General features: G+C 64.0%; 11 protein-coding genes. 4 read left to right on the top strand and 7 right to left on the bottom strand.

Going from position 1 to position 15593, the window contains the following annotated elements:
* Window positions 1-72: 72 nt before the first annotated feature.
* The 3 genes from JY451_01145 to JY451_01135 all read left to right on the top strand — a co-directional run bounded on the left by JY451_01145 (window position 73) and on the right by JY451_01135 (window position 7416).
* Complete coding sequence (locus JY451_01145) at window positions 73-3483, top strand: glycoside hydrolase (GenBank protein ID QZH75270.1); 3411 nt, start codon at window positions 73-75, stop codon at window positions 3481-3483.
* 154 nt (window positions 3484-3637) lie between these two features.
* On the top strand, window positions 3638-5956 hold the full coding sequence (locus JY451_01140) for a TonB-dependent receptor (protein QZH75269.1): 2319 nt from the start codon (window positions 3638-3640) through the stop codon (window positions 5954-5956).
* Window positions 5957-6036: 80 nt separating this feature from the next.
* A complete protein-coding gene (locus tag JY451_01135) occupies window positions 6037-7416 on the top strand; it encodes a sulfatase-like hydrolase/transferase (protein ID QZH75268.1) in 1380 nt (459 codons plus the stop codon).
* A gap of 9 nt (window positions 7417-7425) precedes the next feature.
* On the opposite strand, the gene JY451_01130 is transcribed toward JY451_01135, so the two are convergent.
* The 7 genes from JY451_01130 to JY451_01100 all read right to left on the bottom strand — a co-directional run bounded on the left by JY451_01130 (window position 7426) and on the right by JY451_01100 (window position 14024).
* On the bottom strand, window positions 7426-8190 hold the full coding sequence (locus tag JY451_01130; GenBank protein QZH75267.1) for a siderophore-interacting protein: 765 nt from the start codon (window positions 8188-8190) through the stop codon (window positions 7426-7428).
* Window positions 8190-9350 (bottom strand): alpha/beta hydrolase, encoded by a 1161-nt coding sequence (locus tag JY451_01125; protein QZH75266.1) that lies wholly within the window; start codon window positions 9348-9350, stop codon window positions 8190-8192. The genes JY451_01130 and JY451_01125 overlap by 1 nt, the downstream gene beginning before the upstream one ends.
* A gap of 3 nt (window positions 9351-9353) precedes the next feature.
* Window positions 9354-10256, bottom strand: coding sequence for a VOC family protein (locus tag JY451_01120; protein QZH75265.1), 903 nt, complete (start codon window positions 10254-10256; stop codon window positions 9354-9356).
* Between the two features lie 103 nt (window positions 10257-10359).
* Complete coding sequence (locus JY451_01115; GenBank protein ID QZH75264.1) at window positions 10360-11118, bottom strand: SDR family oxidoreductase; 759 nt, start codon at window positions 11116-11118, stop codon at window positions 10360-10362.
* Complete coding sequence (locus JY451_01110; protein ID QZH75263.1) at window positions 11115-12443, bottom strand: MFS transporter; 1329 nt, start codon at window positions 12441-12443, stop codon at window positions 11115-11117. The genes JY451_01115 and JY451_01110 overlap by 4 nt, the downstream gene beginning before the upstream one ends.
* A 106-nt stretch (window positions 12444-12549) precedes the next feature.
* Window positions 12550-13083 (bottom strand): cupin domain-containing protein, encoded by a 534-nt coding sequence (locus JY451_01105; protein QZH75262.1) that lies wholly within the window; start codon window positions 13081-13083, stop codon window positions 12550-12552.
* Complete coding sequence (locus JY451_01100) at window positions 13080-14024, bottom strand: fumarylacetoacetate hydrolase family protein (GenBank protein ID QZH75261.1); 945 nt, start codon at window positions 14022-14024, stop codon at window positions 13080-13082. The genes JY451_01105 and JY451_01100 overlap by 4 nt, the downstream gene beginning before the upstream one ends.
* 161 nt (window positions 14025-14185) lie before the next feature.
* Between JY451_01100 and hisD the strand changes: the two genes are divergently transcribed.
* On the top strand, window positions 14186-15514 hold the full coding sequence (gene hisD, locus JY451_01095) for a histidinol dehydrogenase (GenBank protein ID QZH75260.1): 1329 nt from the start codon (window positions 14186-14188) through the stop codon (window positions 15512-15514).
* Window positions 15515-15593: the final 79 nt, after the last annotated feature.

Below are 15593 nucleotides of genomic sequence, written 5' to 3'. Positions count from 1 at the left end.
AATCAACTGGCCACTCGAACAAGATCGTGCGCAATTTCGGCTCACGGGCGGGCAGTGCGCGGGGAGATGGAAATGACCAAGAAGTTTGCACTGGCAGTGGCCTGTTCGATCATGGCGCTGACAGCCTGCGCTAGCACCCCGCAAGTGCCAGAGCCGCAAGTCAGCACTTCGCAGCCGGTAGCCGGAGACGTGCTACTCGCCGGCTTTCGCGATCCCCCCAACGCCGCGCGCCCGCGCGTCTGGTGGCACTGGATGAACGGCAATATCACGCAGGAGGGCATCGCGGCGGACCTTGCGTGGATGCAGCAGGTCGGCATCGGCGGGGTGCAGAATTTCGACGCCAATCTCGCCACGCCGCAGGTGGTCGATCAGCGGCTCATCTACATGGAACCCGCTTGGCAGGAAGCGTTCCGCTTCGCAGGCACGCGGGCCGAGGAATTGGGGCTGGAAATGGCGATTGCCGCTTCGCCCGGCTGGTCCGAAACCGGGGGGCCGTGGGTGCCGCCGGAAGACGGGCTGAAGAAGCTGGTGTGGAGCGAGACGATTGTCGAGGGCGGTGCGCCGTTCACCGGCACCCTGCCGCTGCCACCCAGCACTACAGGGCCGTTTCTCGACATCCCCAGACAGCCGAGCCTGTCCGAACTGATGGGTGGCGGATCGATGTTCCGCCCCGACGCCGATCCCGCGACCCCGCGTGCCTACGGCGATGTGCGGGTGATCGCTTTTCCTGCGCCGGCTGCCAGCGCGCTGGCCGCGCCGCGTGTGAGCATATCGAGCGGGGAATCCGTCGATCTGGCCCCGATCAGCGACGGAAGCCTCGCCACTGCTGTGACTATCGCGCGCCCGGCTGACGGCACACCGCTCACCCTGCGGTTCGACTATCCCGCGCCACAGACGGTCAGCGCAATCCGCTCTTTCGTTCCGGGCTCGGCGGCGATGTTCCTCGGTGCGATGTTTGCGCCCTATCTGGAAGCCAGCGACAACGGGACCGACTGGACCCGCGTTGCCGACCTGCAACTACTGCCGACGCAGACCACGGCCAGCTTTGCGCCTGTGAACGCGCAGCATTTCCGCGTCGTCTTCGCGCCGGGGGAATTCGGCATCGCATCGATGGCTCCTCCGGCTCCCGGCGCGATTGGCGGCGGACCGGCAGCCATCGGGGGGATGGTCGCCACCATGCCCATCAACATTGCCGAAATGGTGTTGCTGGATGAGCCGGTGATCGACCACTTCGAAGCCAAGGCCGGGTTCGAGATCGAACGCGATTACTACCACCTTGGCACCATCGATGACCAGGCCTCCGCCGTCGATCCCGCCAGCGTGATCGACTTGACAGCGCAGATGCGCCCCGATGGCACGCTCGACTGGGCCCCGCCTCCCGGTCGCTGGAAAGTGCTGCGGCTGGGTTGGTCGCTGCTGGGCACCACCAACCACCCGGCCACGCCCGAAGCCACCGGGCTGGAAGTGGACAAGTATGACGGCCCCGCCGTGCGCCGCTATCTTGAGCATTATCTGGGCATGTATGCCGACGCGCTCGACGCGCCGATTGCCCAGCAGGACATGCTCGATGCCATCCTGACCGATTCCATCGAGGTGGGCGCGGCCAACTGGACCCCGCGCATGATCGAGCAGTTCACTGCCTTGCGCGGCTATGATCCGCTGCCTTGGCTGCCTGCGCTGACCGGAACGATCGTCGGCAGCCGCGCGGAGAGCGATCGCTTCCTCTATGACTACCGTCGCACTCTCGCCGATCTGCTCGCCAGCGAACATTACGGCACTGTGGCGCAGGTGGCGCACGAAAATGGCCTGATCGTCTATGGCGAGGCGCTGGAGAACGGTCGTCCGTCGCTGGGAGACGATTTGTCGATGCGCTCCCACGCCGACATTCCGATGGCGGCGATGTGGACCCACAGCCGCGAGGACGGCCCGAATCCGGCCCACGTCTACGATATCCGCGGTGCGGCCTCGGTCGCCAATCTGTACGGACGCGACTTCGTGGCGGCGGAAAGCATGACTTCGGCGATGCAGCCGTGGGATCATGTGCCGAGTTACCTGAAGCGGATCATTGATCTCGAATTCGTCAACGGCGTCAACCGTCCCGTGATCCACACCTCGGTGCACCAGCCGGAGGACGACGTGGTGCCCGGCCTGTCGCTTTTCATTTTCGGCCAGTACTTCAACCGCCACGAAAGCTGGGCTCCGCTGGCGCGGCCGTGGGTCGATTACCTCTCGCGCACGGCCTATCTGCTGCAACAGGGCCGCAACGTGGCCGATGTCGCCTACTTCTACGGCGAAGACGCGCCGCCCGCTGCGCTGTATCAGCAGGGTCCGGCGCCCGCTGTGCCGACGGCGTACGCATGGGATTTCGTCAACCCGGACAGCCTGGGCACGATCTTGTCGGTCGAAAATGGCGAGGTGGTTTCCACCGGGGGCGCGCGGTATCGGGCGATCTACCTGGGCGGAACCTCGCACATGATGACGCTGCCGGTACTGCGCAATCTGGCGGAGCTGGTGCGGAGCGGGGCGACGCTGATCGGCACGCGGCCGCAAGCGACGCCGAGCCTGGCCGACGATACCGACGAATTTGCCGCGCTCGCCGATGCGCTGTGGTCCGGCGAGACCGGGGCGGGGAGGGTAATCGCTTCCATCGATGTCGAAGCGGCGATGGCATCTGCGGGCGTTGCCCCGGCTTTCCGCTTCACCGGCGGCAGTCCGGCTGCGCGGATCCCGTTCGTTGAGCGCGAATTCGATGGAGGACGCTTGTTCTTCCTCAGCAATCTGGGCGCGGGCGCGGAGACCATCGAAGCGCGCTTCCGCGTCACCGGTAAGGTTCCTGAACTTTGGAACAGTGTGACCGGAACTTCATCGGCGGTGAGTTATCTGGTCGAGGGCGGCGAAACGATCATCCCGCTTTCGCTAGCGAGTGATGATTCGATTTTCGTCGTCTTCCGTGAAGACAGCGTAGCAGGCGGTGCTGCCGTCGCGGAACCGGGGGTGGCTGTTGCCGCCAGGATCGACAGCCCGTGGACGGTCAGCTTCCAGGAAGGCCGCCGTGGTCCCGCGCCAATGCAGATGAGCGAACTGGTTCGCTGGGACGAGTCCGCCGATCCGGCGCTGCGTTATTTCTCCGGCGTGGCGAGCTATGCCAACGCCTTCACCACACCCCGCGGCTGGGCGGCGGGCGAACCATTGTGGATCGATCTGGGCGAAGTCCATGACCTGGCCGAAGTGTGGGTCAATGGCGAGCGGGCAGGCGGGCTTTGGCGCGCGCCGTGGCGGATCGATGTCGGCGCGCTGGCGCGACCGGGCAGCAACAGCATCGAAGTGCGCGTAGCCAATCGCTGGGTCAATCGGCTGATCGGGGACGCAAACCTGCCCCAAGCCGAGCGCGGCACTTTCACCGCCCTGCCGACCTACGCCCCCGATGCGCCGCTGCGTCCGTCGGGCTTGGTGGGGCCGGTGCAGGTACTGGTCGCGGAGTGAATTAGAACCATCCTTCTATAATCCACACCGTCAATGGGCACTTATAGAAACAGCCCGTTTTACTTGGCGACCCCCGCATCCGATTGAGCCAGCAGGGATCAAGACCGTGCGGCCAATGGCGCGCACGGCCAACCAGGGTGAGGGAGTTTCTGATATGCGTTTTTCCGCAATGAGAGTGAGTCTGCTGTGTTCGGCGCTGGCCGGATCGGCCTTTGCCATCGCGCCGACCGCCTATGCACAGGATGCCGGACAGGCTGCACAGGAAGAGGAAGCAGAAGGTACGATCTTCGTCACCGCACGTCGCCGCGACGAAAGTCTTCTGGACGTTCCGGTTCCCGTCAGCGTGGCGACGCAAGAGCAACTGGAGCGTGCGCAGGTCAGCAATCTCGACGACCTTCAGCGGCTCACTCCCGCCCTCGAAATCAGCCAGACATCAGGCGGTGAGTCCAACGGGGGCGCACGGCTTCGCGGATTGGGAACCGGCGTCTTCAATACCAGCGTTGCCCCATCGGTCGCCTTCATCATCGACGATGTTTCCGTCGGAAACCTCTCGTTCCCTCTCCTGTACGACCTGGCGCAGGTCGAGGTTCTGCGCGGACCGCAGGGGACGCTGTTCGGCCAAGGAGCGTCCGCCGGGGTGATCAAGATCCAGACAGTCGAGCCCAGTTTGACTGAAATCAGCATCAACGGCGGGTTTGAGTTCGCTGACAAGGGAACTGCCGGTTCGGAATTCGGGAACCTGATCCTGCGCGCCGGGCTTAACTTGCCGCTGAGCGATAATGTGGGGTTGCGGATTGCATCGCAGTTTCAGCGGGAAACCGGCTTGCAACGGAATACCTTCACGGGTGAGGACAACGAAATCACCGATTTCGGCGTGCGTGCCAAGCTGCTGATGTTGCTGGGTGATCGCACCGAAGTGCGTCTCAACGCCGAGTATGTGAACCGTATCGATGATGCGTGGACGTTCCAGGCCTATCCGGTGGCTCCTCCCAGCGGAGCTGCTGCCCTGCTGACGGCCTGCGGCGTTACACCTTCGCCCCGGCTTGAGGAGTACTGCTCCGAATTCCCGGGATATCAGGCCAAAGCCGCATACGGCATATCGCTGAACGTCGAGCACGAGTTGACCGACGAACTGTCGATAACCTCGGTTACTGCCTACCGGGCGCGCGACTTCCGGACGGATTCGGTCGATTTTACCAGGCTGGTGGGGGTCCCCTCCGCCAATCGGGAAAATATCAATGCCGATGGAAAGCAGTTCAGCCAGGAACTGCGCTTCTCCTACGTTGGCGACAGTTTCGACGTCATCTTTGGCGGTTTCTATCAGGATTTTTCCGCCGATACCTCCCCATCGATCGATGGACCGTTCAACCAGACCACTCCGGGTGATCGCATCGGCTTCAGCGTTTGCCCCTACGCGGGCAATTTCGCAATTCCCGGCGGTCCGATTGCAGGCTTCTACGGCTGTACCCCGTTCGTCTACGGCTTAGGTAATCCCACGGTACGGTTCGAGTTCGAAGAGAACGAAACTCAGGTTTGGGCTCTTTTTGCCGATGCCACGGTAGAACTGGGCGATCAGGTTTCGCTGTTCGGGGGCTTGCGCTACAATAATGTCGAAAATTATTTCGGCGTCGCTTTCGATCAACTGGTCGCCGATGTCGTCGGCAATACAAACGACGAGGACATTTCCGGGCGCATCGGTATCAGCTACGAGCCGACGCCGGACCTGAGTTTCTACAGCTCGGCCGCGCGGGGATACAAGCCACCTGCGGTGGCCCTGGTGCCGGGGAATCTCCAACCGATTTTCCTGGACCCCGAAACGTCAACTGCATTCGAGCTGGGTGGGCGCCTGGCTCTCGGACGGATGCTTCTCTCCGGAAACCTGTTCTACACTGAGCTGGAGAACTATCAGTCACAGACATCGGCCTTGGTTGCAGGGCAGCTCATTTCGGTCGCCTCGAACATCCCTGCCGTTGAATCATATGGTCTGGAACTCGACTTGTCCGGTCAAGTCAGTGACAGTCTATTCCTGAGTATCGGTTACCAATTCAACAGTGCGACCTACCCGGACAGTTTCCTCGGCGACGATGGAGTCGAGGTCGGCGGGGAACAACTTTCGAACGCTCCAAAGCACAAAATTGTTCTTTCTGGCGAATACAGCTTCCCGCTGTTCGGCGAAACCGAAGGATTTCTGAACGGGAATCTGGTCTACAAGAGCGATACCCGTATCGGGAATTATGGTGGCGACCAGTACGTGTTTCCCGCTGGCGAGTTGATCAACGTGGGTGCGGGCATTCGCGATATCGATCGGGGATGGACACTTTCGGTATTCGCCCGCAATCTCACCGCTCAGCGCGAACCGGTCAGCTATCTGCCAAGCGTCTTTGCCGGAAGCAGGGACGGAGGCCTGCGCGGGTGGCCGGGCGCCAACCGGACAGCGCGTGCCGTGGGCATTACGGGTAGCTTCCAGTTCTAGTGCCGAATGATTCCTGGTGGTGGCGAAAGGGCGGGCAACGCTTCTCTCGCTGCCGCCTTCGTGGTGAATGGAGTACAACTATGATCGATCGCCGCACGCTTCTGGCTTCCGCATCGGCCTGTACTGCGCTGGCAGCCTTGCCTCAGCCGCTTCGCGCGACTTCCACCAATCTTCCCAATATCGTGTTCATCATGGCCGACGATCTCGGTTACGCCGATCTCGGCTGCACCGGGTCGCGGATGAATCGCACACCGCACATTGATTCCTTGGCCGCGAACGGACGGTTCTTCACTCAGGGGTATGCCAACAGCTCGATCTGTTCGCCCACGCGCACAGGCCTGCTGACCGGCTGCTATCAGTACCGCTTTGCCGCCGGACTGGAGGAACCCATCGGCCCCGGATCTCCGCAGGACATTGGCGTGCCGCATGACTGGACGACCATGCCCGAAGTGTTGCGCGGCCTCGGCTACCAGACCGCGCTGGTGGGCAAGTGGCACCTTGGCAATCCGCCGCTGCACAACCCGCTGACGCATGGCTACGATCACTTCTTCGGCATCGTGCCCGGCGGGGCGGACTATTTCCGCCACCACGCAGTGGTGGGCGGTCGCGACGTCGGTGTCGGGCTGATGCAGGGCGATGCGGAGATCGAGCGCGCGGGCTACCTGACCGACCTGTTCGGGGACGAGGCGGTGCGGGTGATCCGTGAGAAGTCCGGCCCGCTGTTCCTCTCGCTCCACTTCACCGCGCCGCACTGGCCGTGGGAAGGGCGCGAGGATGAGGAGGTGGCGCGAACTCTCGGAAACTTCATGCATTTTGATGGGGGTTCGCTGGAAACCTATGCCAACATGGTTGCGGCATTGGACGACAATGTCGGCAAGGTTCTGGCGGCGCTGCGTGAAATTGGCGAGCTGGACAACACACTGATCGTCTTCACCAGCGACAACGGCGGCGAGCGGTTCAGCGACACCTGGCCGTTCGCAGGCATGAAAGGCGAACTGCTCGAAGGCGGCATCCGGGTGCCGCTGCTGGCGCAATGGCCTGCGCGGATTGCTGCCGGTACGCGCAGCGAGCAGGTGGCGATTTCCATGGATTTCCTGCCCACTTTCGCCGCGCTGGCTGGCGGTTCGCTTCCGGCGAATACTTACGACGGCATCGATATCGGGCCACAATTGATTGACGGTGCGGTGCCGGTGGAACGTACGCTGTTCTGGCGGATGGCTTCGAACGGTGGCATGGCCGCGGTGCGCAGCGGCGACTGGAAATACCTGGCCACCGGCGACGAACAGCACCTGTTCAACCTTGCGCTCGACCCGCGCGAGCGGGCCAATCGCATGGATGCCGAACCCGAGACATTCCAGCGACTTCGTGCGCAATGGGACGCGTGGAACGCGCAAATGTTGCCTTATCCTCTGGGGAGTTACCGGCAAGACAATCGACCTTACTTCTCCGATCGCTACTGACTCTGCGCGTCAGGCGGTGTTCGTCTCGGCATCCTCGCGCTTGATGCGCTTGTGGTCTTCCTCGGTCAGACCGCACTTCCAGTAGGACGAGATGTACAGCCGGTCCGGTCCCAGTCCGCGCTCGTCGCGCAGGTATGCACGCAGCGCCTGCATCGCTCCGAATTCGCTGGCGCACCAGGCATATATACCGCCTTCGGGCCAAGCGGCGGCACGCAGCGCATTGGCGAGGGCTTGGGGCTGCGATCCGGGTTGCGGCACCACCAGCCATTGCAGTTCGATGCCTGCGGGGCGGGGCAGGTCCTGCGCGTCAGCGGCGTCCATCACCTCGATCACTGCCAACCCGCGCGCATCGGCAGGCAGGGCGGCGAGATTGACGGCGATGGCGGGCAGGGCGGTCATGTCCCCGGCGATCAGGTAGTGGTCGTGCCCGGGCGGCAGCTGCTTGGCAGGGCCGGGGCCGCCTGCCTCGATCGTGTCCCCCGGCTGGACCGTCAGCGCCCATTCGGTGGCAGGGCCAGCGTGGCCGGTGGCAGTTTCCGCATGCAGCGCGAAGTCGACATCGAGCGCTTCGGCGCGCTGGGCGCGGATGGTGTAGGTGCGCACTGCCAGCCCGCCGTCCGCCGCCAGCCGCAGCTTGACATAGCCGCCCGCACTGTCCGCCGGATAGTCCGCCATCCCCTCCCCGCCGAGTGTGATGCGCAGCAGGTTCGGGGTGACGTGATGCTTGGCCAGAACGGTGAGCTCGCGCGGTGGCGGGCGATTGGGAAGAGCCATCAGGTCTTCGTCTTTCCGCCCAAGGTTTCCGCAAACCAGTCGGCGATGTAGTCAATGGCAAAGGCGTGGTTATCCGCGCCGACATGCTCGACCCCGCCTTCGCGCGGAGTGAACCATTTGAGTTCCCTGCGCGGCGAATTGACCAACTGGTCGTAAGTCTGGTTGGCGTAGTCGGGGGAAATCTGCCGGTCCTGCACCCCGTGGGTGACGAGGAACGGCACCTTGATCCGGTCCATGTGGCCGTTCAGGTCCATGTCCTTCGTCTTGACGAGGAAATCGTCCATGTCGCTGGCGCCGAACACCCAGAACACGTGGCCCCAATAGTGCGGCACGGGGTTTTCGCCTTCACGCTTCATCCGCTTGTACTGCACTTCGTGCCAGTTGTGGTTCGCCCCCCAAGCCGCGCCAGAGGCGAAGCGCGGTTCATAGGCGACCGCGCGCGGGGCAAAATGGCCACCGAGCGAAATGCCGGTCATCCCGATGGCGTCGGCCTTCACGCAGTCCTGCGTTTCCAGCCAGTCGACCCACTTGCTCGCCCACTTTTCCGAATGTGGGGTGGCCAGCAGGCCTTGCAACCGCAGTGCCTCTCCGGTGCCGGGCTGGTCGACGCACAGGGTGTGCACGCCGCGCTTGGCCATGGCGTAGGGGAAGCCCCCCATCCACAGCATTTCCTTCATCGAATCGAGACCATTGCAATAGACCACGCAAGGCGCCGGGCCGTCGACCGGGGCCCTGTGGAATAGCCCGGCGATTTCCTTGCCCTCGTACTCGGTAGTGACGCGGGTGACGGGATCACCCGCCATCTGCGCCCCGCGCCGGAAATTATCGATGCCCTTGCGAAAAGTCTCCATCCGCCCCGGTGACCCGTGCGCCTGCATCCGCTCGCCGGTCATGTAGTAGATTGATGCGCGCTTGAACTTGGCCCCGGCAGAGAATTCGCGCCCAAGCGCAAGGTCCTCTTCCCCCAGCCCGACGAGCTTGTCGGCCATGCCCACCCAAGCGCGCATGAAATCCTCGGTCCCGGCGTCCTCGCCAGCCTCGGCCTTGCTTTTCAGTTCCTCGATGATGTCGACGATCTCGCCGATCTTGCCGCCATTCTCGACGGCAATCGAAACCGAGAGGTTCCAGACGTAATTGGGGAAGGGTTCGAACAGCGCCAAATTCTATACTCCTGATGGCTGGAACAGCCCGGCGTCGGGTGCGGGCTTGGGCATGGTCTGCGGGCCGCCGGTGCCGATGCCCCACTGGTCCATCACATCTGGCGCGGGGGCGAAGGTGCGCGGTTCCCAGCTTGCCTCGTCGATTTCTTCGAGTTCGGAGGTGTATTCGACCGCGAAGCCTGCGGGCGTAATGAAATAGGCGAAGGTATTGTCCCCAGCAGTGTGCCGACCGGGACCCCAGACGGTATCGAACCCCTCGCGGCGCAGGCGCTTCAGTCCGCGCATCATCTCGTTCACATCGGGCATGTCATACGCGATGTGGTTGAGGCAGGCCGGGCCGGGGAGGAAAGCGATCCGGTGGTGCGCCGAATTGCAGCGAATCAGGCTCATGAAATCGCCGATCCAGTCGGAGAGGCGGAAGCCGAGCACGTCGATAAACCACTGGGTGATTTCCTTGTGCTGCGGCGAATGGAACACCACGTGGCTGATCTTTTCCGGCACCGCCTCGCGCGGCTCCAGCGCGCGGGCCGTGCCGCGCGCGACATCGCTGGAAATTTCCATCTCGATCCCGTCCGGGTTGAAGAATCGGAAGCCATACCCGCCGCCGAAAGTCTCCAACTCGCGCGGGGCGAAGATGATCTGGCACCCCGAAGCCACCACCTGATCGTGCAGCGCATCGACATCGGCGCGATTGTCCGCCGCCAGTGCCACCACGTCCACGCTGCGGACATCGCTCTGCCGCAGGCGCACGACGTAGAGTTCGTCATGCCCCTCGGTGGCGAAATAGGTCAGCCCGTTGTCCTCGGCGATCAGCTTCAGCTTCCAGGTATCGAGGTAAAAGGCCCGCTCTGCCGCCAGATCGGGCACGGCATAGCCGACATAACGGACATCGGTAACACGGCTCATGTGGTTCTCCTTGTGCCCCGCAATTAGTCGGAGTGATCGCAGCAATGAAGCCCATTCCATCGATAGCATGGAATCCAAAGGCTCCATCCCTGGTGACGGAAACTCAGCTCCCGTCGGTAATCAGTGTCCCGCCATCCACCACCAGCGTCTGCCCGGTGACGAAAGCGCCCGCCTGGCTGGCGAGGAACTGCGCGGCTCCGGCTACTTCCTCGGGCTGGCCGGGGCGGCGCAGCGGGGTCATGGCCATGCGGCGGGCCATGAAGCCCGGATTCTCGAGCAGCGGCAGGGCCAGATCGGTGCTTATGAAACCGGGCGCGATCGCGTTGACCCGAACATTGCGCGGCCCCCATTCGACCGCCAGATTGCGGGCGAGTTGCGAGACCCCGGCCTTCGACAGTGCATAGGCATTGATCGCGCCGTTTCCGCGCAGTGCGGAAATGCTGCTGAGCAGCACCACCGCGCCCCCGCCCGCAGCCGCAATATGCGGCAGGGCCAGATTGCACAGCACCACCTGGCTACGCAGGTTGACCGCCATCACCCGGTCGTAATCGTCCATTTCGACATCGGCGAAGGGGCCATGCTTGCCGGTGATACCCGCGTTGCAGACGAGAAGGTCGAAGCCGCCGAGCAAGGCCAGTGCGCCATCCACCAGCGCGGCGAGCGCGGTGTCATCAGCGACATCGGCAGGAAGCCCCGGCTGGCCCAGTTCCGCCGCCACGGCCTTCGTTTCGCCCTCATCTTCGCTGGAAATCACCACCCGCGCCCCGGCGGCGACGAAGGCTTCCGCAATCGCCCGCCCGATCCCGCGCGTCGAGCCGGTGACAATGGCGCGCTTGCCGGTAAGGTCGAAAGGCGAGGTCATGCCTCGGCTGCCGCCTTTGCCTGCATCGTGCGAAGCAGGTGATTGCGGGCGAGGAAGAACAGCACCGTTGTCACCGCCATCGCTCCGGTCGCCACCATGCGCATGGCTTCGCCCAGCCGCTCCTCGCCCAGCACATATTCGCTCAGTGCCCCCACCAGCGACGGGCCGATGGCAAAGCCGATGATGCTGATCGAGAAGATCAGCAGCGCCGAGATGCGGCTCCTCAAGGCGGGCGGGGCGATCATCTGGGCCACGGTGTTGTTGATGGCGTTGAACGGCGCGCTCACCAGCGCAAAGGCGAACAGCAGCAGGTAGAAGCTGTCGGTGCTCTCGGCGCTGAAGGCGATCCATGCGAGCGGGACGGAAAGCGCCGTGGGCAGAATGCCGATCCGCAAGGGCGCATCAAGTACCCCGCGCGCAGCGAGCCAGTCGACTATCGCGGCGTAGGTTCCCTGGCCCAGAAGGGCGGTGCTGAGCATGATGAGGCCCAGCATAGACCCAGCTTCCACCGGAGATACGCCCAACGAGCGCTGGAGGTATTCGGGCACCCAGCCCGTCAACACGCCGGCCGACATTGCGGAAATGCCGGACCCGAAGAACATCAGCGTCATTAGCACGCGGTGCTGGCGCAGGAACGGCATGATCGGCACCTTGGGCGCGGCGGTGGTGGCTGCGCTGGTCTGGCGAGCGCGATCAGGATCGTGCAGCAGCGGGATCAGTGCCAAGGCCAGTAGTCCGGGTAGCCCGATCAGGATGAAGGCAACCCGCCACGGGGCTAGGTCCTGTAGCAACGGGATCCCCTCGAACGCACCAGCAGCGCCTGCGCCGAGGATTCCACCTGCCGCTGCCACCCCGATTGCGGGGCCGACCTGGAAGCCGATCCCTTGGAGGGCAAGCGGCTTGGACAATTCATGCCGAGGGAAGCTCGCGCCGATGATGCCGTGCGAACACGGCCCGATCCCCGCTTCGCCAGCGCCCATCAGCATCCGCAGCACGAACAGGCTGATGAACCCGGTGGCAAAGCCGCAGGCGACGGTGGTGATTGACCAGACGAACAGGCACACCCCCAGTACCCTGGCGCGGCTGTACTTGTCCGCCGCTGCGCCGATAGGCAGCAGGAAGATCACGTAGAACAGCGTAAAAGCGAAGCCGATCAGCAGGCTGGCCTGAAAATCGCCGAGCCCGAATTCGGCCTTGATGGGGCCGATCAGCATCGAAATCGCCATCCGGTCCGCCAGCGCGATGGCAGTGAGCAGGAAGACGATGACGGCGGAACCCCAGGCCTTGGCACGGGGCGGATAGGCTGGTGCTGTCGCTTCGGTCATCCCAAGTGCCCCGCCTTCGTCACCCCGGCCCCCGAGCCGGGGTCCCGCTCCCTGCTGCTGCGGGAAGAAAAGCGAGACCCCGGACCGAGTCCGGGGTGACAAGAAATCATGATATCCGCACCCCGTCATACCGCTCATCCACCGCTTCGGGCTTGTACTCAGCCAGCGGCTGCCCCTCGTGCAGATAGGCCGGAGCCTCGATCAGGATGAAGGCGATCCGGCACACTGCGTCGGTAGTATTGCGCCACAAATGGTTCGTCCCGCGCTGCACGATTACGCCGTGCTTGCCGACGGTGGTCTTGCGCCCGTCCTCCAGCTCCAGCTCGATCTCGCCTTCGAGCACGATGCCGTAGTCGATGGAGTTGGTGCGGTGGAACGGGCTCTCGCCGCCGGGAAGCATATCGACGATGCGAAAGGCGCTGCCGCCCTTCAAAGTGGTCCCGACATCGCGTTCGCGTCCGTCGGTCGGGTCGTTGTTGTCGGCGGGGACCGTCTCGGTGGTCCACAGCAGCAGGAAATTCGCATCGCCGGTCGGAACAGGCTGCGGCTCCTCCACATCCTCCGAAACGAAGCAGGCGCGGCCATCGGCATTGTGCCCGGTGACGACCCGCTGGATCGGCGGCAGCACCGGATCGCTCACGGGCGCACCACCTGCTGGTCGATCGCGCCGAACGGCGTGCGGCCGTCTGCGGTACGCGCTTCCATCCGCACCCGGTCACCATAGCGCATGAATTCGGTCTTCGCTGCGCCCTGGTCGACAATCTCGATCCCCCGCCGTTCGGCGATGCAGGAAGAGCCGACTTCGCGGAAATTCTCGTTCGAGACCGTGCCCGACCCGATCACCGTTCCCGCCACCAGCTCGCGGGTGCGCGCGGCGTGGGCGATCAGCGCGTCGAAGGCGTGGCCCATCGCCTTGCCGTGGGCATTGCCGAATTGCGCGTCGTTCCAGTGCACAGTCAGGTGCATGTTGGGCTGGCAATCCTCCCAGCCATCGCCAAGCTCGTCCGGTGTCACCGCAAACGGCGCCATGGAGCACGGCGGCTTGGCCTGGATCCAGCCGAACCCGGTCTTCATTTCCGGCCCCGCCAGCGCGCGCAGGCTCCAGTCGTTGATCTGCACCACCAGCGCGATGTGGCGGGGCGCATCGGCGGCAGAGGTGCCCATCGGCACCTGCGTGGTGATGATCCCGAACTCGCCTTCGAAATCGATTCCCAGCGCCTCGTCAGCCATCACCACGTCTTCGCCGGGGCCGTAGAACTTGCTGGACACGCCCTGGTACATCAGCGGCCATTCCACCGGCGGCTTGTCGATCCCGATCACCTTGTCCATCAGCGCGCCGTGGCTGGCATAGACCGAACCGTCGAGCCATTGCCAGGCGCGCGGCAGCGGAGCGGTGACCTGCGCCATGTCGAGCGTATCGGGAAAGGCGGAAATGGCGCGCAACTGCGGCTCCACTGCGTCCCATTGTTCGAGCGCCTGCTGCAAGGTCTTGACCGGCGCTGTGGCGCAATGGGTGCCCTCCGGTGACACTACCACCAGTCGCCCATCGGGCGTGCCGTCGATCAGCGTAGCAAGACGCATGTGAATTCCTCCCTCAATTATCGATGGTGCGCAGCTAACCGCGCCAGCGCAAGGCAACAATGGCATTCAACCGATAGCAAGCCATCGATAACATGCGTTGGTCCGCCGTAAGGGCTTGGGGCATTTGCCGCCTACCAATCACGCGGGGATCGAGAGATACAATGGCCATCTGGCTCAAGCGCGGCACCAGTGCCGAAGCGAAGCGCGACGCGGACCGCAAGGTGCGCGATATTGTCGAGGCGGCACTGGCCGATATCGAAGCGCGCGGCGACGCGGCGGTGCGCGAGATGAGCGTGAAGTTCGATGGCTGGGACCGCGAGGACTATCGCCTGACCCAGGCCGAGATCGACAATTGCGTCGCCCGGCTGACCGCACAGGAGCGCAAGGATATCGAATTCGCGCAGGCGCAGGTGCGTGGGTTTGCGCAGATCCAGCGCGCCAGCATGACCGATGTCGAGGTCGAGACGCTGCCCGGCGTGGTGCTCGGCCACAAGCATATCCCGGTGAACGCGGCGGGCTGCTACGTCCCCGGCGGCAAGTATCCGCTGCTCGCCTCGGCGCATATGAGCGTCATCACCGCCAAGGTGGCGGGCGTGGCGCGCGTCATCACCTGTGCCCCGCCGTTCGACGGCAAGCCCGCCGACAAGATCGTCGCCGCGCAGGCGATGGCCGGGGCCGACGCGATCTATGCGCTCGGCGGCATCCAGGCGATCGGGGCGATGGCGCTGGGCACACAGAGCATCGGCGCGGTGGACATGCTGGTGGGGCCGGGCAATGCCTTCGTCGCCGAAGCCAAGCGGCAGTTGTTCGGCCGGGTGGGGATCGACCTGTTCGCCGGGCCGACCGAGACGATGGTGATCGCCGACGAGACCGTGGACGGCGAACTCTGCGCCACCGACCTGCTGGGGCAGGCCGAACACGGGCCGGAAAGCCCCGCGATCCTGATCACCAATTCGGAAAAGCTGGCGCGCGATACCATGCGCGAAGTCGAACGGCTGCTCGCGATCCTGCCCACTGCCGATTATGCTCGCCCCGCCTGGGAGAATTTCGGCGAAGTGGTGGTCTGCGAAAGTTACGAGGAAATGGTCGCGGTGGCGGACGATTACGCCAACGAACACGTGCAGGTGATGACCGCCGATCCCGGCTACTTCCTGAAGAACATGACCAATTATGGCGCCATGTTCTTGGGGCCGCGCACCAATGTGGCTTACGGTGACAAGGTGATCGGCACCAACCACACGCTGCCGACCAAGAAGAGCGCGCGCTATACCGGCGGGCTGTGGGTGGGCAAGTTCCTCAAGACCTGCACCTACCATAACGTGCTGACCGATAAGGCGACTACGCTAATCGGCGAATATTGCAGCCGCTTGTGCGCGATGGAAGGCTTTGCCGGCCACGGTGAACAGGCAAACATCCGCGTGCGGCGCTATGGCGGGCGGAATGTGCCTTATGCCGGTGCGGTGGAGCCGAGCCGGGAGACGATGGCGTGAGGATGGGGGCGTGAGGCGAGGGGCAGTCCAGTCTCCCTCCCGCTGGCGGGAGGGGTTAGGGGTGGGCCTGTCCGGGGGC

The sequence above is a fragment of the Erythrobacter sp. genome (genome assembly GCA_019739335.1).
GTDB lineage: Bacteria > Pseudomonadota > Alphaproteobacteria > Sphingomonadales > Sphingomonadaceae > Alteraurantiacibacter.
Note: the sequence above shows the minus strand (reverse complement) of the source record. Positions and strands in the feature narration are given on the sequence as shown.